The organism is Pseudomonas oryziphila (assembly GCF_003940825.1).
GTDB classification, from domain to species: Bacteria; Pseudomonadota; Gammaproteobacteria; order Pseudomonadales; family Pseudomonadaceae; genus Aquipseudomonas; species Aquipseudomonas sichuanensis.
On record NZ_CP034338.1, the window covers coordinates 1,680,865 to 1,701,807 of the forward strand.

Sequence of the window (20,943 nt, forward strand, 5' to 3'; positions counted from 1 at the left end):
GTGGGAGAGAGCGTTGCAGGATGTAAGAATGAATCGCCTGTAGGAGCGGCCTTGTGTCGCGATAGGGCTGCGTAGCAGCCCCGACGATTTTGCATGATGCCAAGATCCTGGGGCTGCTGCGCAGCCCTATCGCGACACAAGGCCGCTCCTACACAACGCGGAGCGCGTTACTGCGAGTAGGTGCGCAGGAAGTTGCCGATTCGGCCGATCGCCTGCTCCAGGTCATCCACCCGTGGCAGGGTGACGACGCGGAAGTGGTCCGGCCATGGCCAGTTGAACGCCGTGCCCTGGACGATCAGCAGCTTCTCCGAGAGCAGCAGGTCGAGGGCGAATTTCTCGTCGTTGAAGATCGGGCACACCTTGGGGTCGATACGCGGGAACGCGTACAACGCGCCCATCGGCTTGACGCAGCTCACGCCGGGGATGTCGTTGAGCAGTTCGTAGGTGCGGTTGCGCTGCTCCAGCAGGCGGCCAGGCGGCAGTACCAGGTCATTGATGCTCTGGTAGCCGCCCAGGGCGGTCTGGATGGCGTGCTGGGCCGGCACGTTGGCGCACAGGCGCATGTTGGCCAGCATGTCGATGCCTTCGATGTAGCTCTGGGCATGTTGCTTGGGGCCCGAGATGATCAGCCAGCCGGAGCGGAAGCCTGCCACGCGGTACGACTTGGACAGGCCGTTGAAGGTCAGGCACAGCAGGTCCGGGGCCAGCGACGCAGTGCTGATGTGCACGGCTTCGTCGTAGAGGATCTTGTCGTAGATCTCGTCGGAGAACACCACCAGGTTGTGCTGGCGCGCCAGTTCCAGCATGCCCAGCAGCAGCTCCTTGGAGTACACCGCGCCGGTCGGGTTGTTCGGGTTGATGATCACCAGGGCCTTGGTGTTCGGGGTGATCTTGGCCTTGATGTCTTCGAGGTCAGGGAACCAGTCGGCCTGCTCGTCGCACAGGTAATGCACCGGCTTGCCGCCGGCCAGGCTCACCGCGGCGGTCCACAGCGGGTAGTCGGGGGCCGGGATCAGCACTTCGTCGCCGTTGTTGAGCAGGGCCTGCATCGACATCACGATCAGCTCGGACACGCCGTTACCAAGGTAGATGTCCTCGATGCCAACGCCTTCGATCTGCTTTTGCTGGCAGTACTGCATGACTGCCTTGCGCGCGCTGAACAGGCCCTTGGAGTCGCTGTAGCCCTGGGCGGTGGGCAGGTTGCGAATCACATCCTGGAGGATTTCGTCGGGCGCCTCGAAGCCAAAGGGTGCCGGGTTGCCGATGTTCAGCTTGAGGATGCGATGGCCTTCCTCTTCCAGGCGTTTGGCGTGCTTGAGCACCGGGCCGCGAATGTCGTAGCAGACATTGGCGAGCTTGTTCGATTTGCTGAACTGCATGATGTGATCCCGATTGAGAATACGCGGTGCGCCGCCGTCGAAAGGTTTGAAAGGGCGTGGCGCGGGTGCCAGACTGAGGCCTCGCACACGAAGCCAACTAATATACGTGCCACCCGCGCCAGGGAAAAGACGGCGCGAGGTGAAATTCAGCCTGCCGAGGTCCAGACATGCAAAAGATCGACAAAACCCTTGAACAATGGCGCGAGAAGCTCGACCCCGAGCAGTATCAGGTGTGCCGTCTGAAGGGAACCGAGCGCCCCTTCAGCGGCAAGTACAACAGTGAGCGTCGCGACGGCATCTACCACTGCATCTGCTGTGACCTACCGCTGTTCGATGCCCAGGCCAAGTTCGACTCCGGTTGCGGCTGGCCGAGTTTCTACGAGCCTATCCAGGACAGCGCGATGATCGAAATTCGCGACACGTCCCACGGCATGATCCGCACCGAAGTGACCTGTGCCCAGTGCGATGCCCATCTGGGCCATGTATTCCCCGACGGTCCGCCGCCAACCGGTCTGCGCTACTGCATCAACTCGGTGTGCCTGGACCTCAAACCCCGCGATTGAAGGAGCAAACGCATGGCCGATGCACTGCTGGACATCCCCTGTGTCACCCTCGGTGGCGAGCAGAAAGTGCTGGGCGATTTCGCCGGCAAGGCGCTGCTGGTGGTCAACACCGCCAGCCAGTGCGGTTTCACCCCGCAGTACAAGGGCCTGGAGCGCCTGTGGCAGGACTACCGCGAGCAAGGGCTGGTGGTACTGGGCTTCCCCTGCAACCAGTTCGGCAAGCAGGAACCGGGTGATGCCCGCGAGATCGCGCAGTTCTGCGAGGTCAATTTCGGCGTGAGCTTCCCGCTGTTTCGCAAGGTCGAGGTCAACGGCCCCGGCGCCCACCCGCTGTTCGCCGCGCTCAAGCAGCGTGCCCCGGGCCTTTTGGGTTCGCAGAAGATCAAGTGGAACTTCACCAAGTTCTTGTTCGACCCGGCCACCGGCAAGGTCATCCGCTACGCGCCGACCACCAAGCCCCAGGCCCTGGAGGCCGACATCGAGCGTTTGCTCAAGAGCTGAGCGGCACCCAATGATCGATCAGCGCCAGTAACTCTTCGCGGCGGAACGGCTTGGCCAGGTAGTCGTTCATGCCGGCGGCGCGGCAGCGTTCGCGCTCCTCGGGCATGGCGTTGGCGGTCAGGGCGACGATGGGCAGTTCCGGCCAGCGTCCGCTCTGGCGGATGCGCCGACTGGCTTCGTAGCCGTCCATCACGGGCATGTTGCAGTCCATCAGCACCAGGTCGAAGGTTTCCTGCTCCAGAAACTCCAGGGCTTCGGCGCCCTGGGCGGCGACCTGCACCTGGCAGCCGAGCTTGCCCAACAAGCCTTTGGCCACCAGCTGGTTCACCGGGTTGTCCTCGACCAGCAGGATGCGCGCGCGACGTTCCTGTGCCAGCGACACCTCATGGGGCAGTGGGGCGTTGGCCTCGCCCTGCAGGGTGCGGCGCAGGGTGTGATAGAGGGCGTTGCGCGCCAGGGGGCGGGCGAGTTGCTGCAGGGGGGCCAGTTGCGTGGCCTGCTCGCTGGGCAGGAAGCTGCCGTAGGCGGTCACCAGCAGGATCGGCGCCTGGATGCTTGGGCGCAGTGCCAGTACCGGGTCCAGGTCATCGGTGATCAGCAGGTCGACGACCCCGTTGAGTTCGCTGGCCGCGTCGATCCGCACGTAGTCCAGCCCCCAGCCCGGCAGCAGCCCTTGCAGCAGCTCGGCCAGGCCGCTGCCGGCATTCGTCAGTGCCGCCACGCGCCCGGCCAGCGGCGCTGGCGGGATCGCCTCGGTGTGGGCGGGCAGCGGCAGGTCGGCGCTGAAGCGGCTGCCAAAGCCGGTTTCCGACTGAATGTGCAGGCGGCCCTGCATGGCCTTGCACAGGTTGTGGGTCAGGGCCAGGCCCAGGCCGGTGCCGCCATACTGGCGGGTGATGCCCGCGCCAGCCTGGGTGAAGGGTTGGAAGATGCGCGCCTGGGCCTCCTCGGGGATGCCGATGCCGGTGTCGCTGACCTCCAGGCGCACTCCGCCGACGATGCACGACAGGCGCAGGTCGACGCGCCCGAAGCGGGTGAACTTGAGCGCGTTGGACAGCAGGTTGCTGACGATCTGCCTGACCCGAGTGGGGTCGCCGAGCACGCTGCTGGGGAAGTTCGCGCTGATCAGGCAGGTCAGCTCGACGCTGGCCGCGGCGTTCTGCGACAGCAGGTTGGCGGTGTCTTCGAGCATTGCCCCAAGGTCGAAGGGGATACGTTCGAGCTCCAGCTGGCCGGCGTCGAACTTGGACAGATCGAGAATATCGTTGAGCAGTTCCACCAGCACCTTGCCCGAGTCGTGGGCGATTGACAGCTGCTGGCGTTGTTCGCCGGCCAGGGGGCTGTCCAGGGCCAGGGCGATCATGCCGAGCATGCCGTTGAGCGGTGTGCGGATTTCGTGGCTCATGTTGGCCAGGAAGGCGGCCCGCGCCTGGGCCATGCCCAGGGCACGCTGACGCGCTTCGTCGAGCTCCTGGTTGGACTGGCTCAGGCGATTGTTGCTGGCCTTGAGCTCGTTGGTGCGGGCCGAGACGATGTCTTCCAGTTCGTTGAGGTATTGCGTCAGGCGGTTCTCGGCGTTGCGCCGTTGCTGGATCTCGGTGGCCATGCTGACGAACTGCTGGTTGGCGACCTTGACCAGCACGCCGATCTCGTCGTTTTCATGGCCCTTGGGGCAGTCCACCCTGGTTTGCCGCGGCGTGCGCGCATCGCCACCGCTCAAGGCGCTGATCACCGTGACCAGCGGTTTGGTCAGCATCAGGTAGAACAGCGCCAGGAGGATGCCGGTGAGCACCAGGCTGCGGGCGAAACCGTTGAGCAGGGTAACCCCGGCGCGGTCGAGAAAGCGCCCGCCGAAGGCAAAGGTGTCGACGTCCAGGTACAGGGTGCCCAGGTATTCGCCGGGCATGTGGGCCAGGTACAGGCGGTCCTGGAACTGGCGCTGCTCGCCGAACAGGAAGTCCGACAGCGGTCGGTAGCGGCTTTCCAGCCTGGGGCGCTCGGTGTCGGCCAGTACCGTGTCGTTGTTGTCGATCAGGCGGGCGCGCAGCAGCGCCGGAGATTTGAGCAGGCCACCGGTGAGTTCCTGGGCCAGCTCGGTGTCGATGTTGTAGGCAATCCGTGAGGCGGTGTCGTGGCTGATCTTCAGCAGCGCCTGAATTTCACGGTTGATGGACGCGTCTTCGCTGGCATAATCGATGCCGATCTGGATGAGACTGAGCAATGTTCCCAGGATGAAGCCGACCAGGACTGTCAACCGGGCTTGCTTGTATGACAGGCGATTGGTGAACTTGATATCCATGGGTCCCAAGCCGGTGATGTGCTCCGTGCGCTGCGCAAGCATAGCCGATCAGCCCTGGCTGCTGGCGGGTCTGTCAAACATTCAGCCTTGACCGCCATCGCGGGGCAAGCCCGCTCCCACGCCGTCAGTGAGCAGGCGCTCATCGAGCACGTGGCAGCGGGCTTGCCCCGCGATAGCGGTCCGACGCTCTCATTGCCTGCTTTCAGGAGCCATCATGGACGCCCGCCTTACCGCTTTTCTCGACCGCGCCGAATCCGTCCTCGCGCGCCTCGAACCCTTGCTGCCTGCTCCACGCCCGGACATCGACTGGTCGCAAACCCTCGCCGCCCGCTGGCAGCGCGATGGCCGCAGCGGCTACCTGATGCCGCTTGAGGTCAGCCTCGACATCCGTCTGTCCGACCTGATCGGCGTCGACCAGCAGCGTGACCAACTGGGGCGCAACACCCACCAGTTCATCAACGGCATGCCGGCCAACCACGCCTTGCTGTGGGGGTCGCGCGGCACCGGCAAATCGTCGCTGGTGCGTGCGCTGCTGGCCGAGCATGCAGGCAATGGCCTGCGCCTGATCGAAATCGAGCGCGACCACCTGGCCGACCTGCCGCGTGTGGTGGAGCAACTGCAAAAGCTCGAACAGCGCTTCATCCTGTTCTGCGACGACCTCTCGTTCGAAGCCGGGGAGGGTGACTACCGGGTGCTCAAGAGCGTGCTCGACGGCTCGCTGGAGCAGGCCCCGGACAACGTGCTGCTGTACGCCACCTCCAACCGCCGTCATCTGGTGCCGGAAAAACAGAGCGACAACGAAAACTGGAAGATGGTCGACGGCGAGCTGCACCCCAACGAAGCGGTGGAAGACAAGATCGCCTTGTCCGACCGTTTCGGCCTGTGGCTGTCGTTCTACCCCTTCAGCCAGGAACACTTCCTCAATGTGGTCGAACACTGGATCGGCCAGCTGGCGCGCCCGGCCGGGCTTGCCTGGCAGCGTAGCGAAGCACTCGATATCCTCGCCGTGCGCTGGGCCACCGGCCGCGGCAACCGTAATGGCCGTTGTGCCTATCAGTTCGCCCGCTACTGGGTCGGGCTGCAATTGCTGGAGCAGAAATAAATGATCGATCTCAACGCCAGTGGCCAAGGCCTCGACGGCTACGCCCTGCTGGCCGCGCAAGTGCAGGCGCTGTTCGCCAACGAGCGTGACTTCATCGCCAATGCCGCGCAGTTTTCGGCGTTCCTCTATAACCAGGTGGATGACCTGAACTGGGCGGGGTTCTACCTCAACCGCAACGAAGAGCTGGTGCTCGGCCCGTTCCAGGGCCAGGTGGCCTGCGTGCGCATTCCGTTCAGCAAGGGCGTGTGCGGTGCAGCGGCAGCCACCCGACAGACCCAGCGGGTGGAAGATGTGCACGCGTTTCCCGGGCATATCGCCTGCGACAGCGCGTCGAACAGCGAGCTGGTGATCCCGTTGCTCAAGGACGGGCGGCTGATTGGAGTGCTTGACCTGGATAGCCCGAAGGTCGGGCGTTTCAGTGAGGCCGATCAGGCCGGGCTGGAGCGCCTGGCGGCGATCTTTCTGGAATTGACTGATTGCTGAAATGAACAAAGGGGCCTGTGAAGGCATAGCCAGTCAGTTAAGCCAAATGGGGCGCTCCGCGCCCCTTCGCGGGTAAACCCGCTCCCACAAGTACAGCGCTCGATTCAGATTTTGCGCGATCCTGTGGGAGCGGGTTTACCCGCGAAGGGCTGCAAAGCAGCCCCAATAAGTGCGATGAAGCGCTAACTGATTGGCATTAGTCTGCGCAGGCCTCTTTGTATCTGTGCTGTTGCCATCGTGGGGCAAGTCGCATCGATGCAACGCCGCTCCCACAGTCCCGCGAGATCAGTCGTAGATGACCCGCTTTTTCCAGGTCTCGTCCTCGTCGGTCTTGAGGCCTTCGGTCAGTGCGTTCTGGTCGTCAGCTGCCGGCTCCATCTGGTCCAGTACCTGGGCGTTCGCCCGGTTCAGCAGCTTCTCCATATAGGTGAACTGCTCTTCATACTGTTTAGGTTCGGGCTGCTTGCGCAGGTACTGCACGCCACGCTCGAAGGCCAACCGCGCCTGGCCCGGCTGGTTCTGCTGCAGCGCCTGCTGGCCCAGGTTGTTGAAGAACTCGATGTGCAGCAGCACCAGGATGTGGCGGATCTCCTTGACCCAGTACTTGCCCTCGTTGGTGGCCAGGAAGCCTTCCTGGGTAGCGCGCACGATCTGATTGTGCAGCAGCTCCAGCAAGAAGCGCACGTCCTTGGCCTTGACCTCGGTGTGGATAGGCGAGGGCGGGTTGCTGACCGGGATCTTGTCGCCCTGGGCGATCAGGCCTTCAAGTTCGGCGATGCGCGCCTTGAGCTCGGCGCTGTGCTTGTCCAGGGCCAGCTGGCGCTGATTGAGGTTGAGTTCCAGGCGGGTCAGAAGCAGCTTGAGCGCCGGGGTCATGAACTGGCCGGGGAAGGTTTCGGTGATTTCACCGCAGCGGCGCAGGCGGTCGGCCAGTTCTACCTTGAGCCGGACGCGTTCGAGCTTGTTGTTCTCGACCACGTTGTTGAGGTAGCCGATCACGATCAGCAATGCGATGCCCGCAACGATAAGCAGGGTGATCAGAAGTGGTGTCACCGTAAACGCCTCATGAAGAAGTTTTGCATCTGTACGAGAGTGTAGTGAGTTCGCCGAAAAGCGAACAGTGCAGCCTGGCGGACAGCTTTGGGGCGTGCCGTTCGCCGTTGGCCTCATGTACTGGTATATGTCGGCCGCAGTCTGGATTTCTCCAGATGCTGGCGCATTGCCACGAGCTTGCCGGGCTACCGTCAGAAAATCAACGCCAATCCCTGGGCGCGCCTGTCAGCACCTTATAGGAAAGCGGGAAGTCATTGATTTAAATAAATTTCTACAAAGGGGTTGACGGCTTTCCATGGCATCCATAGAATGCGCGCCACTTGCAGCGTAAAGCACACAGCGAAACGCGGCAGGGAGTGAAGATGTAGCTGTGTCCCCTTCGTCTAGTGGCCTAGGACACCGCCCTTTCACGGCGGTAACAGGGGTTCGAGTCCCCTAGGGGACGCCAATGCGGGAATAGCTCAGTTGGTAGAGCACGACCTTGCCAAGGTCGGGGTCGCGAGTTCGAGTCTCGTTTCCCGCTCCAGTTTCTCCGGCACTGCTTCGGCAGGGCAGGAAAAGAAAATCCAGGCTGAATCGCGAGGTTCATGTGCTGGTGCGCTGCAAAGCGTCGGCTTAGTCCCCTTCGTCTAGTGGCCTAGGACACCGCCCTTTCACGGCGGTAACAGGGGTTCGAGTCCCCTAGGGGACGCCATATTGCGGGAATAGCTCAGTTGGTAGAGCACGACCTTGCCAAGGTCGGGGTCGCGAGTTCGAGTCTCGTTTCCCGCTCCAGTTTCAATGGCGTCGTCTTGTACGGTGCAGGTGGTGAAGGTCTTCATGGCGCTTCACGCCAAATGCGGTAAAGCTTCACTTTGCGGGAATAGCTCAGTTGGTAGAGCACGACCTTGCCAAGGTCGGGGTCGCGAGTTCGAGTCTCGTTTCCCGCTCCAAACATGAAAAACGCCACTCTTCGGAGTGGCGTTTTTTTTTGGCCTTTATCAGGCCGCGCGATCCACCGGGACGGCTTCGATGCTCGGGAACATCAGCCAACAGGCCTTGTTGTCGAACGAGACTTCCATCGACTCGATGCGCGAGCCTGGCAAGTCATTGTTGAAGCGGTTCGATCTGATGGCTTTGCAAGGACGGGCGTTCGAGGTTTCGACAAAAAAATGCAGCCGTTTCAGGAAAGCACGCCCCACGCGGTAGGGTGGGGCGTTTTGCGAATCAGTGCGTGTTGCCCTGGCCGCTGTGGGTCAGCAGCTGTTTCTCCTGGTGCCAGTCGAACGGTTCGTCGTTCTGTTCGGCTTCGTAGCGGCGCTCCTCCAGTTGCTGATACAGCGCCAGCTCGTCGTCCGGCATGAAGTGCAGGCAGTCACCGCCGAAGAACCACAGCAGGTCGCGGGGCACCAGGTGGGCGATCTGCGGGTAGCGCTGGATCACCTGGCACAGCAGGTCCTGGCCCAGGTACTGGCTTTCGAGCGGGTCTTGCGGGAGCAGGGTCAGCAGTTCGTCGTAGCGTTCGAGGAACAGGGCGTGGCTCTCCTCGGGCACCTGCTCGGCCTCGCCCAGCGCGGCCAGGATGGTGCGCAGGTGATGCAGCAGTTGCAGGTGATAGTCCAGCTGGGGGTTGGCCATGGGGTGGTCCTCGGTGGTTCTAAACAGGGGCGCAGTATACGCCAATCGCGGGGCAAGCCCGCTCCCACGCTACACACCGTGGGAGCGGCTGTGCGCCGCGATGATCCTCAGCGCACCTTGCCGGGTACCGGCAACAGTTGCTCCTTGTCGAACGCATCCACATCGATCACCGCCCGCCTGGCCTGCTCGGCGGCCTGCAGGCGTTGCCCGTCGGCCGCCTGCAGTACTCCGGCCTGCACCGCCGCATCGATCGCCGACTGGCCCGGTTGCAGTTGCACCGCGCCCGCTTTGAGTGCTTTGTGCAGCACCGCCTGCAAGGGTGCCGCCTCATCCAGCAGATCGCAGGCCCGTTGCAGTGCCGCCACCGGATCACCCTCGGCCTGTGGCCGGAAGCAGCCGGCCAGCACTTGTTCCAGTGCTTCATCGCCTTTGCTGCGGCCGATCAGTGCGGCCACTTCGGCATCCAGTTCGTCACTGGGCCCGGTGTGGCGGCGGCCGAACGGGAACACCAGCAGGCGCAGGGCGCAGCCGATGAAAGCGTTGGGGAAGTTGTCCAGTAACGCATCCAGGGCCTGCTCGGCCTTGCCCAGGCTTTCCTCCAGCGCCCACCGCAGCAGAGGGCGCAGGTGCTCGGGCGAGCCCAGGTCGTGGTAGCGCTTGAGCGCGGCGCTGGCCAGGTACAGGTAGCTGAGCACGTCGCCCAGCCGCGCGCTGAGCCGTTCGCGGCGTTTGAGCGCGCCGCCGAGCAGCATCATCGACAGGTCGGCCAGCAGGGCGAAGGCCGCGGCCTGGCGGTTGAGGGCGCGGAAGTAGCCCTGGCTCAGGGCGTCGCCCGGCACCTTCTCGAAATGCCCCAGGCCAAGGCCCAGTACCAGGGTGCTAGCGGCGTTACCAGCGGCGAACAGGATGTGTTGCATCAGCAGGTCGTCGAATTCCTTCAGTGCGTGGTCGTGGTCTTCGCGCCCGACCAGGGCCATTTCCCTGAGCACGAACGGGTGGCAGCGGATGGCGCCCTGGCCGAAGATCATCAGGTTGCGCGAGAGGATATTGGCCCCCTCGACAGTGATGAAGATCGGCGCGCCCTGCCAGTTGCGCCCCAGGTAGTTGTTCGGGCCCATGATGATGCCCTTGCCGCCGTGCACGTCCATGGCGTGCTGGATACATTCGCGGCCGCGTTCGGTGAGGTGGTACTTGAGGATCGCCGACAGCACCGAGGGTTTTTCGCCCAGGTCCACGGCCTTGGCGGTGAGCAGGCGGGCGCTGTCCATCAGCCAGGCATTGCCGCCGATGCGTGCCAGGGATTCCTGGATGCCCTCGAAGGCGTTCAGCGGCACGTTGAACTGCTCGCGAACACGTGCGTACTGGCCGGTGACCAGGCTGGTGTACTTGGCCGCGCCGGTGCCGACTGCGGGCAGCGAGATGGAGCGGCCCACCGACAGGCAGTTCATCAGCATCATCCAACCCTTGCCGAGCATCTGCTGCCCGCCGATGAGCTGCTCCAGCGGCACGAACACATCCTTGCCACTGTTGGGGCCGTTCATGAAGGCGGCGCCCATCGGCAGGTGGCGCTTGCCGATTTCCACCCCTGGGGTGTCGGTGGGGATCAGGGCCAGGCTGATGCCCAGTTCTTCCTGATCACCGAGCAGGTGGTCCGGGTCGTAGGCCTTGAACGCCAGGCCCAGCAAGGTGGCGACCGGGCCCAGGGTGATGTAGCGCTTCTCCCAGTTCAGGCGCAGGCCGATGACTTCCTCGCCATGCCATTGGCCTTTGCAGATGATGCCGGTGTCGGGCATGGCGCCGGCGTCGGAGCCGGCCAGCGGGCCGGTGAGGGCGAAGCAGGGGATCTCGTCGCCACGGGCCAGGCGCGGCAGGTAGTGGTTGCGTTGTTCATCGGTGCCGTAGTGCAGCAGCAGTTCGGCCGGGCCCAGGGAGTTGGGCACCATCACCGTCGAGGCCAGGTCGCCGCTGCGGGTGGCCAGTTTCATCGCCACCTGCGAGTGGGCATAGGCCGAGAAACCTTTGCCGCCGTACTCTTTCGGGATGATCAGGGCGAAGAAGCCATGCTGCTTGATATGCGCCCAGGCTTCGGGGGGCAGGTCGAGGTCCTGGCCGATCTGCCAGTCGCTGACCATGGCGCATAGTTCTTCGGTGGGGCCGTCGATGAAGGCTTGTTCTTCATCGCTGAGTTTTGGGGCCGGGTAGTCGAGCAGGGTGTTCCAGTCCGGGCGCCCACTGAACAGGTGGCCGTCCCACCACACGGTGCCGGCGTCGATGGCTTCGCGTTCGGTTTGCGACATGGGCGGCAGGGTGCGCTGGAACCACTTGAACACGGGCGCGGTGAACAGCTTGCGGCGTATTTCGGGCAGGGCGATGAAGGCGACCTTTATGGCGATCACTGCCCAGATCAGCGTCAGCAGCCAGCCGGGGGCATGGCTGAACAGGCCCATCAGCAAGGTGTAGGCGGCCATCGCCGCGAGGATCTGCAAAGGGGGCAAGCGACGGTGCGTGAGGTACGCAGCGCCCAATACCAGTACCAGCAACCACAACAGCAACATGATCCTTCCTCCTTGAAACCAGGGGGCTTTCAGCCGACCCACAGAGCTTAGACGGGCTAGGAGGACTGACACGGCGGGGCGCCAAGAGTTCGTTTGGCCATCGCGGGGCAAGTCGCAGCGGCGAACCGCCGCTCCCACGCATGTGAACTGCATTCCAATCGTGGGAGCGGGCTTGCCCCGCGATGAGGCCATTGGATCAATCGGAGCGATTCATTCCCAGCTCCATGTCATCGATCAGCGCCTTGGCCATGGCGCTGAGGATGCGCGCCGAACTGCCGGCGAGCATGTCGTTCTCCATTTCGGCTTCGCAGGTGAGGTGGCGGATGCAGCCGAGCAGTACCGACAGCTCGTCGAAAGCGTGCTGGAAGGGGGTGCCGGGTTGGATGCGGAACAGCTCCAGGCAGGGGGTGGTGCCTGAGGTGCAGCCATGGTCGGTCGGAGCGGTCATGGCCGTGCTCCCGTTTCGTGGCGGATCAGGGGGTAGAGCAGCTGGTTCAGGTAGACGCAGGTGTTCAGCAGGGTCTGGCGTTGTTCTTCGCAGTTGGTGTCGAAGTACAGGTCGAGGACTTCGCGCAGGCAGGCCATCAGCGAGGTGGCTTCGGCGCGGGCGGCTTCGGGGGTGAGGTCGGGGGAGACGGTTAGGTAGGGGAAGAAGCGGGGTGGATCGGGGACGATTTTTTTCATGATAAAGAGTCCTATGCGGTCATTGAAAACCACCATCCAGATCCTTTCTCACGAGGTGAGGGTGGCGGCCGTGTACGAGGTGAGAAACCGGGACATAGGACAAACCCGGCCAGACCAAAGTCTGCCCGCACACGGCCACCATTAGGGAACCGCTGGTTGTCATATGTGGTCGGGTTCTCACACCCGGTCACCAAATGTGGCGACCGGGTGAAGTTATCCCTGTGGTGTTTCCCCGACAACGCAGCAGCTTCCGGCAGGCGCGTAGGATAGTTCCCAAGCGCTGCAGGCTGAAGCATTTGGTTTCAGGTTCGGAAATGTCTTACGGGTTGAGTGGTAGGCCTTTGGCGGTCCTGGCTGGTTACCGCGTGAGGGCGATCAGGTGCCAGGCGAGAGCCTTGCAGCGTTCTTGAGATCGAGCGCCGCCCGCGCGGCGCTTCGCGGGTAAACCCGCTCCCACCGTTTGTTTCGGGCCAGTCTTTCCTGTGCCATCACCTGGTCCGCCTTGTTGGTATGACGCGGTTTCAGTGTGGGCGTTGCCGCCGCCCCACATGACTCAAGGCATGCACCAAGGCAGGCGCCGGTACTTTCACAGGACTCATTGGCCCGAAACAAACTGTGGGAGCGGGTTTACCCGCGAAGCGCCGCGCGGGCGGCGCTCGATCTCATAGGCGCCAGAAACCTTGCGACGAACACCTGTCAGCCCCCACGCGATCTCTATTGGCAGACGGCCCTATCGCGGGGCAAGCCCGCTCCCACGGTGGGTGCTGCGTGGGAGCGGGCTTGCCCCACGATAGGGCCCTCACACCCCCACACAACGCCCAAGCCTGGAGTAGACTGTCCCCCTCCCGCATTCATAAGGACATCGCCATGCTGAAGATCTGGGGCCGCAAGAACTCAAGCAATGTGCGCAAGGCGCTGTGGATCGCCCACGAACTGGGCCTGGACTTTGAATCCATCGACGCCGGCGGCGCCTTCGGCGTGGTCAACGAACCGCACTACCGGGCCCTCAACCCCAACGGCCTGGTACCGATGCTCGAAGACGGCGAGTTGGTGCTGTGGGAGTCCAACGCCATCGTCCGCTACTTGTGCGCCGAGTACGGCGAGGAGCAGGGCTGGTACATTGACGATCCACGCCAGCGCGCCCTGGCGGACAAGTGGATGGACTGGACCACCTCGTCCTTCGCCACCCCGTTCCGCCCGCTGTTCTGGGGCCTGCTGCGCACCCCTGAAGACCAGCGCGACTGGGTGGCGATCAACGCCGCGCACAAGCAGTGCGCCCAGTTGCTGGCCATCGCCGACGAAACCCTGAGCAAGCAGCCATACCTGTCCGGTGAGCAGATCGGCATGGGCGACATCCCCCTGGGCAGCTTCATCTACGCCTGGTTCGAAATGCCCATCGAGCGCCCGTCCATGTACCACCTGGAGGCCTGGTACGAGCGCCTCAAGCAACGCCCGGCCTACCAGGCGGCGGTGATGACTGCCCTGACGTGACGCCACTTCGATAGTCATTATCAATAGATGTGACTGTACTTGTGCGGCCGGCCCTTGCACCATGGCCGCACTCACTGCGCCAGTGACTTTGCCTGGCGTGTCCTGAACCATTCTTTATCCGGTACGTGACCCGCTATGAGTTCCGCCCTGTCCATCCGACAGCTGACCAAGACCTACGGCAACGGCTTCCAGGCCCTCAAGGGCATCGACCTGGACGTCGCCGAAGGCGACTTCTTCGCCTTGCTGGGCCCCAACGGCGCCGGCAAGTCCACCACCATCGGCATCCTCTCGACCCTGGTTAACAAGACCAGCGGCACGGTCAACGTGTTCGGCCACGACCTGGACCGCGAGCCGGCTGCGCTCAAGCGCTGCCTGGGCGTTGTACCCCAGGAGTTCAACTTCAACCAGTTCGAGAAGACCTTCGACATCGTCGTCACGCAGGCGGGCTACTACGGCATCCCGCCGAAGCTGGCCAAGGAGCGTGCCGAGCAGTATCTGACCCAACTGGGGCTGTGGGACAAGCGTGACGTGCAGTCGCGCTCGCTGTCCGGGGGCATGAAGCGCCGCCTGATGATCGCCCGGGCGCTGATCCACGAACCGCGCCTGCTGATCCTCGACGAGCCGACCGCGGGGGTGGACATCGAGCTGCGCCGTTCGATGTGGAGCTTCCTCACCGAGCTCAACCAGAAGGGCATCACCATCATCCTCACCACTCACTACCTCGAAGAGGCCGAGCAGCTGTGCCGCAATATCGGCATCATCGACCACGGCACCATCGTCGAGAACACCAGCATGCGCCAGCTGCTGGGCAAGCTGCATGTCGAGACCTTCGTGCTCGACCTCAAGCACGACCTGCCCGCTGCGCCTGAGCTGCATGGCTACCCGTGCCGGCTGATCACCCCGCACACCCTGGAAGTGCAGGTGGAGAAGGAAATCGGTATCACCGCGCTGTTCGGCCAGCTGGCGCTGAAGAACATCGAGGTGCAGAGCCTGCGCAACAAGACCAACCGACTCGAGGAGCTGTTCGTGTCCCTGGTGGAAAAAAACCTGTCGAAGGTGGCCGTATGAGTGTGGAGCTGCGCACCAACTGGGTGGCCCTGAACACCATCGTCTACCGCGAAGTGCGGCGCTTCCTGCGTATCTGGCCGCAGACCCTGCTGCCGCCGGCGATCACCATGGTTCTGTACTTCGTGATCTTCGGCAACCTGATCGGCCGGCAGATCGGCGACATGGGCGGTTTCACCTACATGGAGTACATCGTGCCAGGGCTGATCATGATGTCGGTGATCACCAACTCCTACGGCAACGTGGTGTCGAGCTTCTTCGGCAGCAAGTTCCAGCGCTCCATCGAGGAGCTGATGGTGTCGCCGGTGTCGCCGCACATCATCCTGGTCGGCTACGTATTGGGTGGTGTGCTGCGTGGTTTGGCGGTGGGGGTGATCGTCACGATCCTGTCGCTGTTCTTCACCCACTTGCAGGTGCATCACCTGGGCGTGACCGTGGTGGTGGTGTTGCTTACCGCGACCATCTTCTCGCTGCTGGGCTTCGTCAACGCGGTGTTCGCGCGCAATTTCGACGATATCTCGATCATCCCGACCTTCGTGTTGACGCCGCTGACCTACCTGGGTGGGGTGTTCTACTCGATTACCCTGTTGCCGCCGTTCTGGCAGACCGTGTCGTTGGCCAACCCGGTGCTGCACATGGTCAACTCGTTCCGCTACGGCATCCTAGGGGTGTCGGACATCAGCATTGGCACCGCGATCACGTTCATGCTGGTGGCCACCGCGCTGCTCTACCTGCTGTGCATCCGCCTGCTGGTCAGTGGCCGTGGCATGCGGGCGTAGGCAGCGGCACTGGCGCCGGCGCCACTGCCGGCCCACCCACCAGCGCCAGTAGAACTGGGTGGTGAAGTAGGCGAGTACGCCAAGCACCACCCCGCACACCACCGAGCCCAGCAGGAAGGGTTGCCACAGCGTTGCCAGCTGGTCGGTGACCCAGTCGACGGTGATCTCTTCGGGCAGCGTGCGCGGCGGTACCTGCATCAGCCAGGCGCCGGTCATGTAGGTGACGAAGAACACCGGCGGCATGGTCAGCGGGTTGGTCAGCCACACCAGGCTCACCGCGATGGGCAGGTTGCCGCGCACCGGGATCGCCAGGGCGGCGGCCAGCAGCATCTGCATGGGGATGGGGATCAACGCCGCGAACAGCCCGACGCCCATGGCCCGCGCCACCGAGTGACGGTTGAGGTGCCAGAGGTTGGGGTCGTGGAGCAGCTTGCCGAAAAAGCGTAACGACTTGTGTTCCCGGATGCTGGTCGGGTCCGGCATGTAGCGTTTGAACAGACGGCGCGGCATGTGGGCTCCCGGCGGGGTTGAAGGGCGTCAGTATGCCTTGATTGAATCGCAGCCTCGTTCAGAGTTTGTGACAATTGTTTAGCAGGATTTCCCTCTTGATCAGCTAAGCCTCAGGGGCGTTTTTCGCTTCTGGAGCTCTATCTCATGCGCACAGGGATGCTTGCGCTCGTGCTCGGGCTGTTGAGCCTGCGCTTTCTGCCTGCTCTGCCACCGGTCGGGTGGTTGCTTGCACTGCTATTGCTGGGGCTGGCCTGCCTGCGTACGCGGGGCTGGCCGCTTGGCTGTTACCTGTTGGGGCTGTGCTGGGCGTGCTGGTCGGCGCAGCAGGCACTGGATGATCGGCTGGCCGTGGCACTGGACGGGCGCACCTTGTGGCTGGAGGGGCGGGTGGTCGGCCTGCCGGCGCGCACCGAGCACGGTGTGCGCTTCGAGCTGGAGCAGACCAGCTCGCGTCGGGCCGAGTTGCCGCAGCGGTTGCAACTGAGCTGGTTCGATGGCCCTGGGTTACGCGGCGGGGAGCGCTGGCGGCTGGCGGTCAACTTGCGGCGCCCGCATGGGTTGCTCAACCCCCATGGCCCGGACCGCGAGGCTACCCTGCTGGCACGGCGGACCGGCGCGAGCGGCACGGTCAAGGCGGGTGAGCGGCTGGGCGCTCCCGCCCATGACTGGCGTGACGGTATCCGCCAACGCTTGCTGGCAGTCGATGCCCATGGGCGTGAGGCGGCCCTGGCGGCGCTGGTGCTGGGCGATGGCGCGGGGCTGGCGCGCCAGGACTGGCAGGCCCTGCAAGCCACCGGCACGGTCCACCTGCTGGTGATCTCCGGGCAGCATATCGGGCTGCTGGCCGGGTTGGTCTATGGCGGGGTGGCCGGGCTGGCCCGCCTGGGCGCCTGGCCGCGACGCCTGCCTTGGTTGCCCTGGGCCTGCGGCCTGGCCATGGGGGCGGCGCTGTTGTACGGCTGGCTGGCGGGCTTTGGCGTGCCGGTACAGCGTGCCTGCCTGATGCTGGCGGTGGTACTGCTGTGGCGCCTGCGCTTTCGCCAGCTGGGCGTGGGGCTGCCCTTGTTGCTGGCGCTGCTGGGGGTGTTGCTGGTCGAGCCGCTGGCCAGCCTGTTGCCGGGCTTCTGGCTATCGTTCGCCGCCGTGGCGGTGTTGGCGCTGTGTTTTTCTGCCCGGCTGGGTGCCTGGCGGCCTTGGCGGGCCTGGACGCGGGCGCAGTGGGTGATCGCCGTGGGCCTGCTGCCGGTGCTGCTGGCGCTGGGCCTGCCGATCAGCCTTACGGCGCCGCTGGCCAACCTGCTGGCGGTGCCGTGGCTGAGCCTGGCGGTGCTGCCCTTGGCCTTGCTCGGTACCGCGCTGTTGCCGCTGCCCTGGCTGGGGGAGGGGCTGTTGTGGCTGGCGGGCGCTTCGCTGCACGGCCTGTTTGGCTGGCTTACCCAGGTGGCAAGGCTTGTGCCGGCGTGGATTGCCGAGCCACTGCCGCCGTGGGCCGGGCTGCTGGTGGGGCTTGGCGCGTTGCTGGTGCTGTTGCCTCGGGGCGTGCCCTTGCGTGCGCCGGGTGCGGTCCTGATGCTGGCCCTGTGGGCGCCACGTGAGCAGGTGCCGCATGGCCAGGTCGAAGTCTGGCAACTGGACGTTGGCCAAGGGCTGGCGGTGTTGCTGCGCACCCGCCAGCACAGCCTGTTGTATGACGCCGGCCCCGCGATGGGGGCAAGCGACCTTGGGGAAAGCGTGGTGCTGCCGACCTTGCGCAAGCTCGGGGTGCGGCAGTTGGACCTGATGCTGATCAGCCATGCCCATGCCGACCATGCCGGGGGCGCCGTAGCCGTTCATCGTGGGCTGCCGGTGAAACGGGTGTTGGCCGGCGAAGCGACGGCGTTGGCGGCAGGCTTGCGTGGCCAGTCCTGCAAGAGTGGCGAGCGCTGGCAATGGGATGGTGTCGATTTCGAGCTCTGGCAATGGCCGGCCGGGCCCAATAGCAACGAGCGGTCCTGTGTGCTGCGGGTCGAGGCCAATGGCGAGCGGCTGTTGCTGGCAGGCGACATGGAGGCCGGGGCCGAGCGGGCCTGGCTGGCCGCGACGGAGGATCCGCGCATCGACTGGCTGCAGTCGCCGCATCATGGCAGCCGCACGTCGTCCAGCGAGGCGCTCATCAGGGCCATGGCCCCGCGCGGGGTGTTGATATCGCGCGGGCGGCACAATGGGTTCGGGCATCCTCATCCGCAGGTTATCGAGCGCTATCGGCGGCAGGGTATGAGCATTCATGACACGGCCTTGGAGGGCGCACTGCGGTTGTGGTTGGGGCGCCATGGTGGGGTGGAAGGGGGGCGGGGGCAGCGGCGGTTCTGGCGCGATCAGGAATGAATATTTGCTGGATGTTTGGGGTGCATGCCTTGGGTGTTGTGGTGGGGCACAAATCGAGCGCCGCCCGCGCGGCGCATCGCTGGCAAGCCAGCTCCCACATCTGTTTCGGGCCAATGAGTCCTGTGAAAGTACCGCTGCCCGTTTTGGCGCATGTCTTGAGTCATGTGAAGCAGCGTTAGCGACCACGCCAGAACCGCGTCGTACCAACAAGGCGGACCAGGTAATGGCACAGGAGAGACTGGCCCGAAACAAATGTGGGAGCTGGCTTGCCAGCGATGCGCCGCGCGGGCGGCGCTCGATTTGCGCCACCTCGCAAGTCCCAAGTCGAACCCTGCGATTTCCCTGACCTCCGGCAGATGAGCCCCCCGCGTGCGTATGGTAGAGTGGCGGCCTTTTTCCGAGGGGATGCTTACTGTGTGGGAATTGGTCAAGTCCGGTGGCTGGATGATGCTGCCGATCATCCTGAGTTCCATCGTTGCCATGGCAATCGTCGTTGAGCGCCTGTGGACCCTGCGCGCCAGCCGTGTCACCCCGCCGCACCTGCTGGGCCAGGTGTGGATGTGGATCAAGGACAAGCAACTCACCAGTGACAAGCTCAAGGCCCTGCGCGCCGATTCGCCGCTGGGCGAGATCCTCGCCGCAGGCCTGGCCAACTCGCGCCATGGCCGCGAGATCATGAAAGAGTGCATCGAGGAAGCCGCCTCGCGGGTCATCCACGAGCTGGAGCGCTATATCAGCACCCTCGGCACCATCGCTGCCATGGCCCCGCTGCTCGGCCTGCTGGGCACGGTGCTGGGCATGATCGACATCTTCAGCGCCTTCATGGGCTCGCAGATGACCGCCAACGCCGCAGTGCTCGCCGGTGGTATTTCCAAGGCCCTGGTGACCACGGCCGCCGGCCTGATGGTCGGTATCCCGGCGGTGTTCTTCCACCGTTTCCTGCTGCGCCGCATCGATGAGCTGGTGGTGGGCATGGAGCAGGAAGCGATCAAACTGGTGGAAGTGTTGCAGGGCGACCGTGAAGTGGAAGTGGCCGGAGGCAAGGCGTGAAGTTCCGGCGCAACCGTCAGCGCGAGAACGTCGACATCAACCTGGCGTCGTTGATCGACGTGGTGTTCGTGCTGCTGCTGTTCTTCGTGGTCACCACCACCTTCACCCGTGAGACGCAACTGCGCGTCGAACTGCCCGAGGCCGCCAGTGCCGAGCAGGCGCCGGCCGACCAGGGCAAGCTGGTGGAAATCTCCATCAGCGCCGAGGGTGTGTATTCGGTGAACAATCACCTGCTGCCCAAGAGCGACCTGGACACCCTGACCGAGGCGATCGAGAAGGAATCCGGCGGTGACATCACCCTGCCGCTGGCGATCAGCGCCGACGGCAAGACCCCGCACCAGGCTGTGATCACCGCAATGGATGCGGCCGGCAAGCTCGGCTTCAGCAAGTTGCGCATGACCACCGTCGAGGCTGCGCAGGGTAAACACTGATGGCCTTCGCCGATCGCCTGCTCGCGGCCTGGTACAACGGTCATCCAGCCCTGGCGCTGCTACGCCCGCTGGAGGCGCTGTACCGCCGGGTGGTGATGCGCAAGCGCGCGCGCTTCCTCAGTGGTCAGAGCACCAGCTACCGGGCTCCGGTGCCAGTGATAGTGGTGGGCAACATCACCGTTGGCGGTACCGGCAAGACGCCGATGATCCTCTGGCTGATCGAGCACTGCCGAAAGCGTGGGCTCAAGGTTGGCGTGGTCAGCCGTGGTTATGGTGCCAAGCCGCCTGAATACCCCTGGCGCGTCGCCGCCGAGCAGAGCGCCGAACAGGCCGGCGACGAGCCGTTGCTGATCGTCCAGCGTACTGGCGTGCCGCTGATGATCGACCCTGACCGATCTCGCGCCGTGCAGGCGCTGCTGGCCAGCGATGCGCCCGACCTGATCCTCTGCGATGACGGCATGCAGCACTATCGCCTGGCCCGTGACCTGGAGCTGGTGCTGATCGACGCCGCCCGTGGCCTGGGCAACCGCCGCTGCCTGCCCGCCGGGCCGCTGCGTGAGCCGGCCGAGCGCCTGCACGAGGCCGACGCGGTGTTGTTCAATGGCGCCGCGGCCGACCGTGACCAAGGCTTCGCGTTTCGCCTGCAGCCCACCGCGCTGATCAACCTGCGCAGCGGCGAGCGCCGTGGCCTTGACCTGTTTCCTGCTGGCCAGGCACTGCATGCCGTGGCCGGCATCGGCAACCCGCAACGTTTCTTCAATACCCTGCAGGGGCTAAACTGGCAGCCGCTGCCGCACCCGTTCGCCGACCATGCGCCGTACAGCCGTGAGCTGCTGTCGTTCAGCCCGCCGCTGCCGCTGGTGATGACCGAGAAGGATGCGGTGAAGTGCCGGCCCTTCGCCGCCGACGACTGGTGGTACCTGGCGGTCGATGCGCTGCCTTCGGCGGCCTTTGCCGCCTGGTTCGACGCACAGCTGGACCGCCTGCTGCCCGGCCGCCCCTGAGCCTTTTTCATTT

At 64.3% G+C, this 20,943-nt stretch carries 19 protein-coding genes and 5 tRNA genes; 16 read left to right on the forward strand and 8 right to left on the reverse strand.

The annotated features are described in order from the left end of the window. Nucleotides 1–167: 167 nt before the first annotated feature. On the reverse strand, nt 168–1,379 hold the full coding sequence (locus tag EJA05_RS07935) for a pyridoxal phosphate-dependent aminotransferase (RefSeq protein ID WP_125857872.1): 1,212 nt from the start codon (nt 1,377–1,379) through the stop codon (nt 168–170). A gap of 167 nt (nt 1,380–1,546) precedes the next feature. Between EJA05_RS07935 and msrB the strand changes: the two genes are divergently transcribed. Beyond that, the gene (gene msrB / locus EJA05_RS07940; protein WP_125857873.1) at nt 1,547–1,942 is read left to right on the forward strand and encodes a peptide-methionine (R)-S-oxide reductase MsrB; all 396 of its coding nucleotides are present in this window, start codon (nt 1,547–1,549) and stop codon (nt 1,940–1,942) included. A gap of 12 nt (nt 1,943–1,954) precedes the next feature. Next, on the forward strand, nt 1,955–2,443 hold the full coding sequence (locus EJA05_RS07945) for a glutathione peroxidase (protein WP_125857874.1): 489 nt from the start codon (nt 1,955–1,957) through the stop codon (nt 2,441–2,443). Here EJA05_RS07945 and EJA05_RS07950 read toward each other — a convergent pair. After that, nucleotides 2,433–4,784: a hybrid sensor histidine kinase/response regulator gene (locus EJA05_RS07950; RefSeq protein WP_125857875.1), complete on the reverse strand. Its 2,352-nt coding sequence runs from the start codon at nt 4,782–4,784 to the stop codon at nt 2,433–2,435. The two genes, EJA05_RS07945 and EJA05_RS07950, sit on opposite strands and share 11 nt — an antisense overlap. A gap of 172 nt (nt 4,785–4,956) precedes the next feature. Here EJA05_RS07950 and EJA05_RS07955 point away from each other — a divergent pair, with 172 nt between their 5' ends. Both EJA05_RS07955 and EJA05_RS07960 read left to right on the forward strand, forming a co-directional pair. Continuing rightward, nucleotides 4,957–5,844 (forward strand): ATP-binding protein, encoded by an 888-nt coding sequence (locus EJA05_RS07955; RefSeq protein WP_125463201.1) that lies wholly within the window; start codon nt 4,957–4,959, stop codon nt 5,842–5,844. Next, nucleotides 5,845–6,327, forward strand: a complete 483-nt coding sequence (locus EJA05_RS07960) for a GAF domain-containing protein (RefSeq protein ID WP_125857876.1) — start codon at nt 5,845–5,847, stop codon at nt 6,325–6,327. Between the two features lie 285 nt (nt 6,328–6,612). Here EJA05_RS07960 and EJA05_RS07965 read toward each other — a convergent pair whose 3' ends face one another. Next, on the reverse strand, nt 6,613–7,380 hold the full coding sequence (locus tag EJA05_RS07965; RefSeq protein ID WP_125857877.1) for a hypothetical protein: 768 nt from the start codon (nt 7,378–7,380) through the stop codon (nt 6,613–6,615). A gap of 372 nt (nt 7,381–7,752) precedes the next feature. Here EJA05_RS07965 and EJA05_RS07970 point away from each other — a divergent pair. From EJA05_RS07970 to EJA05_RS07990, 5 genes are all read left to right on the forward strand, one after another. Then, nucleotides 7,753–7,828: transfer RNA gene (locus tag EJA05_RS07970), tRNA-Glu, on the forward strand. Nucleotides 7,829–7,830: 2 nt separating this feature from the next. Continuing rightward, nucleotides 7,831–7,906, forward strand: a tRNA-Gly gene (locus EJA05_RS07975). Nucleotides 7,907–7,998: 92 nt separating this feature from the next. Further along, nucleotides 7,999–8,074, forward strand: a tRNA-Glu gene (locus EJA05_RS07980). Between the two features lie 4 nt (nt 8,075–8,078). Continuing rightward, nucleotides 8,079–8,154: transfer RNA gene (locus EJA05_RS07985), tRNA-Gly, on the forward strand. A gap of 82 nt (nt 8,155–8,236) precedes the next feature. After that, nucleotides 8,237–8,312, forward strand: a tRNA-Gly gene (locus tag EJA05_RS07990). A gap of 274 nt (nt 8,313–8,586) precedes the next feature. On the opposite strand, the gene EJA05_RS07995 is transcribed toward EJA05_RS07990, so the two are convergent. The 4 genes from EJA05_RS07995 to EJA05_RS08010 all read right to left on the reverse strand — a co-directional run bounded on the left by EJA05_RS07995 (nt 8,587) and on the right by EJA05_RS08010 (nt 12,236). Beyond that, the gene (locus tag EJA05_RS07995; RefSeq protein WP_125857878.1) at nt 8,587–8,997 is read right to left on the reverse strand and encodes a PA2817 family protein; all 411 of its coding nucleotides are present in this window, start codon (nt 8,995–8,997) and stop codon (nt 8,587–8,589) included. Nucleotides 8,998–9,104: 107 nt separating this feature from the next. Continuing rightward, nucleotides 9,105–11,552, reverse strand: a complete 2,448-nt coding sequence (locus EJA05_RS08000; protein WP_125857879.1) for an acyl-CoA dehydrogenase — start codon at nt 11,550–11,552, stop codon at nt 9,105–9,107. 196 nt (nt 11,553–11,748) lie between these two features. Next, complete coding sequence (locus EJA05_RS08005) at nt 11,749–12,000, reverse strand: DUF3077 domain-containing protein (protein ID WP_125857880.1); 252 nt, start codon at nt 11,998–12,000, stop codon at nt 11,749–11,751. Beyond that, nucleotides 11,997–12,236: a hypothetical protein gene (locus tag EJA05_RS08010; protein WP_125857881.1), complete on the reverse strand. Its 240-nt coding sequence runs from the start codon at nt 12,234–12,236 to the stop codon at nt 11,997–11,999. The genes EJA05_RS08005 and EJA05_RS08010 overlap by 4 nt, the downstream gene beginning before the upstream one ends. Nucleotides 12,237–13,103: 867 nt before the next feature. Here EJA05_RS08010 and EJA05_RS08015 point away from each other — a divergent pair. From EJA05_RS08015 to EJA05_RS08025, 3 genes are all read left to right on the forward strand, one after another. Further along, nucleotides 13,104–13,727 carry a glutathione S-transferase gene (locus tag EJA05_RS08015; RefSeq protein ID WP_125857882.1) on the forward strand — a complete coding sequence of 208 codons (624 nt, stop codon included), beginning with the start codon at nt 13,104–13,106 and terminating at the stop codon, nt 13,725–13,727. Between the two features lie 135 nt (nt 13,728–13,862). Further along, the gene (locus tag EJA05_RS08020) at nt 13,863–14,795 is read left to right on the forward strand and encodes an ABC transporter ATP-binding protein (protein WP_125857883.1); all 933 of its coding nucleotides are present in this window, start codon (nt 13,863–13,865) and stop codon (nt 14,793–14,795) included. Continuing rightward, entirely contained in the window at nt 14,792–15,571 is a 780-nt protein-coding gene (locus EJA05_RS08025; RefSeq protein WP_125463214.1) for an ABC transporter permease, read from the forward strand. The genes EJA05_RS08020 and EJA05_RS08025 overlap by 4 nt, the downstream gene beginning before the upstream one ends. Here the strand turns inward: EJA05_RS08025 and EJA05_RS08030 are convergent. Then, complete coding sequence (locus EJA05_RS08030) at nt 15,455–16,081, reverse strand: DUF2062 domain-containing protein (protein WP_125857884.1); 627 nt, start codon at nt 16,079–16,081, stop codon at nt 15,455–15,457. The two genes, EJA05_RS08025 and EJA05_RS08030, sit on opposite strands and share 117 nt — an antisense overlap. Nucleotides 16,082–16,225: 144 nt before the next feature. Here EJA05_RS08030 and EJA05_RS08035 point away from each other — a divergent pair, with 144 nt between their 5' ends. From EJA05_RS08035 to lpxK, 4 genes are all read left to right on the forward strand, one after another. Beyond that, nucleotides 16,226–18,445 carry a DNA internalization-related competence protein ComEC/Rec2 gene (locus tag EJA05_RS08035; RefSeq protein ID WP_125857885.1) on the forward strand — a complete coding sequence of 740 codons (2,220 nt, stop codon included), beginning with the start codon at nt 16,226–16,228 and terminating at the stop codon, nt 18,443–18,445. 414 nt (nt 18,446–18,859) lie between these two features. Then, entirely contained in the window at nt 18,860–19,495 is a 636-nt protein-coding gene (locus EJA05_RS08050; RefSeq protein ID WP_138221286.1) for a MotA/TolQ/ExbB proton channel family protein, read from the forward strand. Beyond that, on the forward strand, nt 19,492–19,926 hold the full coding sequence (locus tag EJA05_RS08055) for an ExbD/TolR family protein (protein ID WP_125857886.1): 435 nt from the start codon (nt 19,492–19,494) through the stop codon (nt 19,924–19,926). The genes EJA05_RS08050 and EJA05_RS08055 overlap by 4 nt, the downstream gene beginning before the upstream one ends. Continuing rightward, complete coding sequence (gene lpxK, locus EJA05_RS08060) at nt 19,926–20,930, forward strand: tetraacyldisaccharide 4'-kinase (protein WP_125857887.1); 1,005 nt, start codon at nt 19,926–19,928, stop codon at nt 20,928–20,930. Before EJA05_RS08055 ends, lpxK begins: the two co-directional genes overlap by 1 nt. Nucleotides 20,931–20,943: the final 13 nt, after the last annotated feature.

What these genes read in the sequence shown, in the direction of transcription:
- EJA05_RS07935 (WP_125857872.1), bottom strand. Translation starts at nt 1,379, where the DNA reads ATGCAGTTCAGCAAATCGAACAAGCTCGCCAATGTCTGCTACGACATT.
- msrB (WP_125857873.1), top strand. Translation starts at nt 1,547, where the DNA reads ATGCAAAAGATCGACAAAACCCTTGAACAATGGCGCGAGAAGCTCGAC.
- EJA05_RS07945 (WP_125857874.1), top strand. Translation starts at nt 1,955, where the DNA reads ATGGCCGATGCACTGCTGGACATCCCCTGTGTCACCCTCGGTGGCGAG.
- EJA05_RS07950 (WP_125857875.1), bottom strand. Translation starts at nt 4,784, where the DNA reads ATGCTTGCGCAGCGCACGGAGCACATCACCGGCTTGGGACCCATGGAT.
- EJA05_RS07955 (WP_125463201.1), top strand. Translation starts at nt 4,957, where the DNA reads ATGGACGCCCGCCTTACCGCTTTTCTCGACCGCGCCGAATCCGTCCTC.
- EJA05_RS07960 (WP_125857876.1), top strand. Translation starts at nt 5,845, where the DNA reads ATGATCGATCTCAACGCCAGTGGCCAAGGCCTCGACGGCTACGCCCTG.
- EJA05_RS07995 (WP_125857878.1), bottom strand. Translation starts at nt 8,997, where the DNA reads ATGGCCAACCCCCAGCTGGACTATCACCTGCAACTGCTGCATCACCTG.
- EJA05_RS08000 (WP_125857879.1), bottom strand. Translation starts at nt 11,552, where the DNA reads ATGTTGCTGTTGTGGTTGCTGGTACTGGTATTGGGCGCTGCGTACCTC.
- EJA05_RS08005 (WP_125857880.1), bottom strand. Translation starts at nt 12,000, where the DNA reads ATGACCGCTCCGACCGACCATGGCTGCACCTCAGGCACCACCCCCTGC.
- EJA05_RS08010 (WP_125857881.1), bottom strand. Translation starts at nt 12,236, where the DNA reads ATGAAAAAAATCGTCCCCGATCCACCCCGCTTCTTCCCCTACCTAACC.
- EJA05_RS08015 (WP_125857882.1), top strand. Translation starts at nt 13,104, where the DNA reads ATGCTGAAGATCTGGGGCCGCAAGAACTCAAGCAATGTGCGCAAGGCG.
- EJA05_RS08020 (WP_125857883.1), top strand. Translation starts at nt 13,863, where the DNA reads ATGAGTTCCGCCCTGTCCATCCGACAGCTGACCAAGACCTACGGCAAC.
- EJA05_RS08025 (WP_125463214.1), top strand. Translation starts at nt 14,792, where the DNA reads ATGAGTGTGGAGCTGCGCACCAACTGGGTGGCCCTGAACACCATCGTC.
- EJA05_RS08030 (WP_125857884.1), bottom strand. Translation starts at nt 16,081, where the DNA reads ATGCCGCGCCGTCTGTTCAAACGCTACATGCCGGACCCGACCAGCATC.
- EJA05_RS08035 (WP_125857885.1), top strand. Translation starts at nt 16,226, where the DNA reads ATGCGCACAGGGATGCTTGCGCTCGTGCTCGGGCTGTTGAGCCTGCGC.
- lpxK (WP_125857887.1), top strand. Translation starts at nt 19,926, where the DNA reads ATGGCCTTCGCCGATCGCCTGCTCGCGGCCTGGTACAACGGTCATCCA.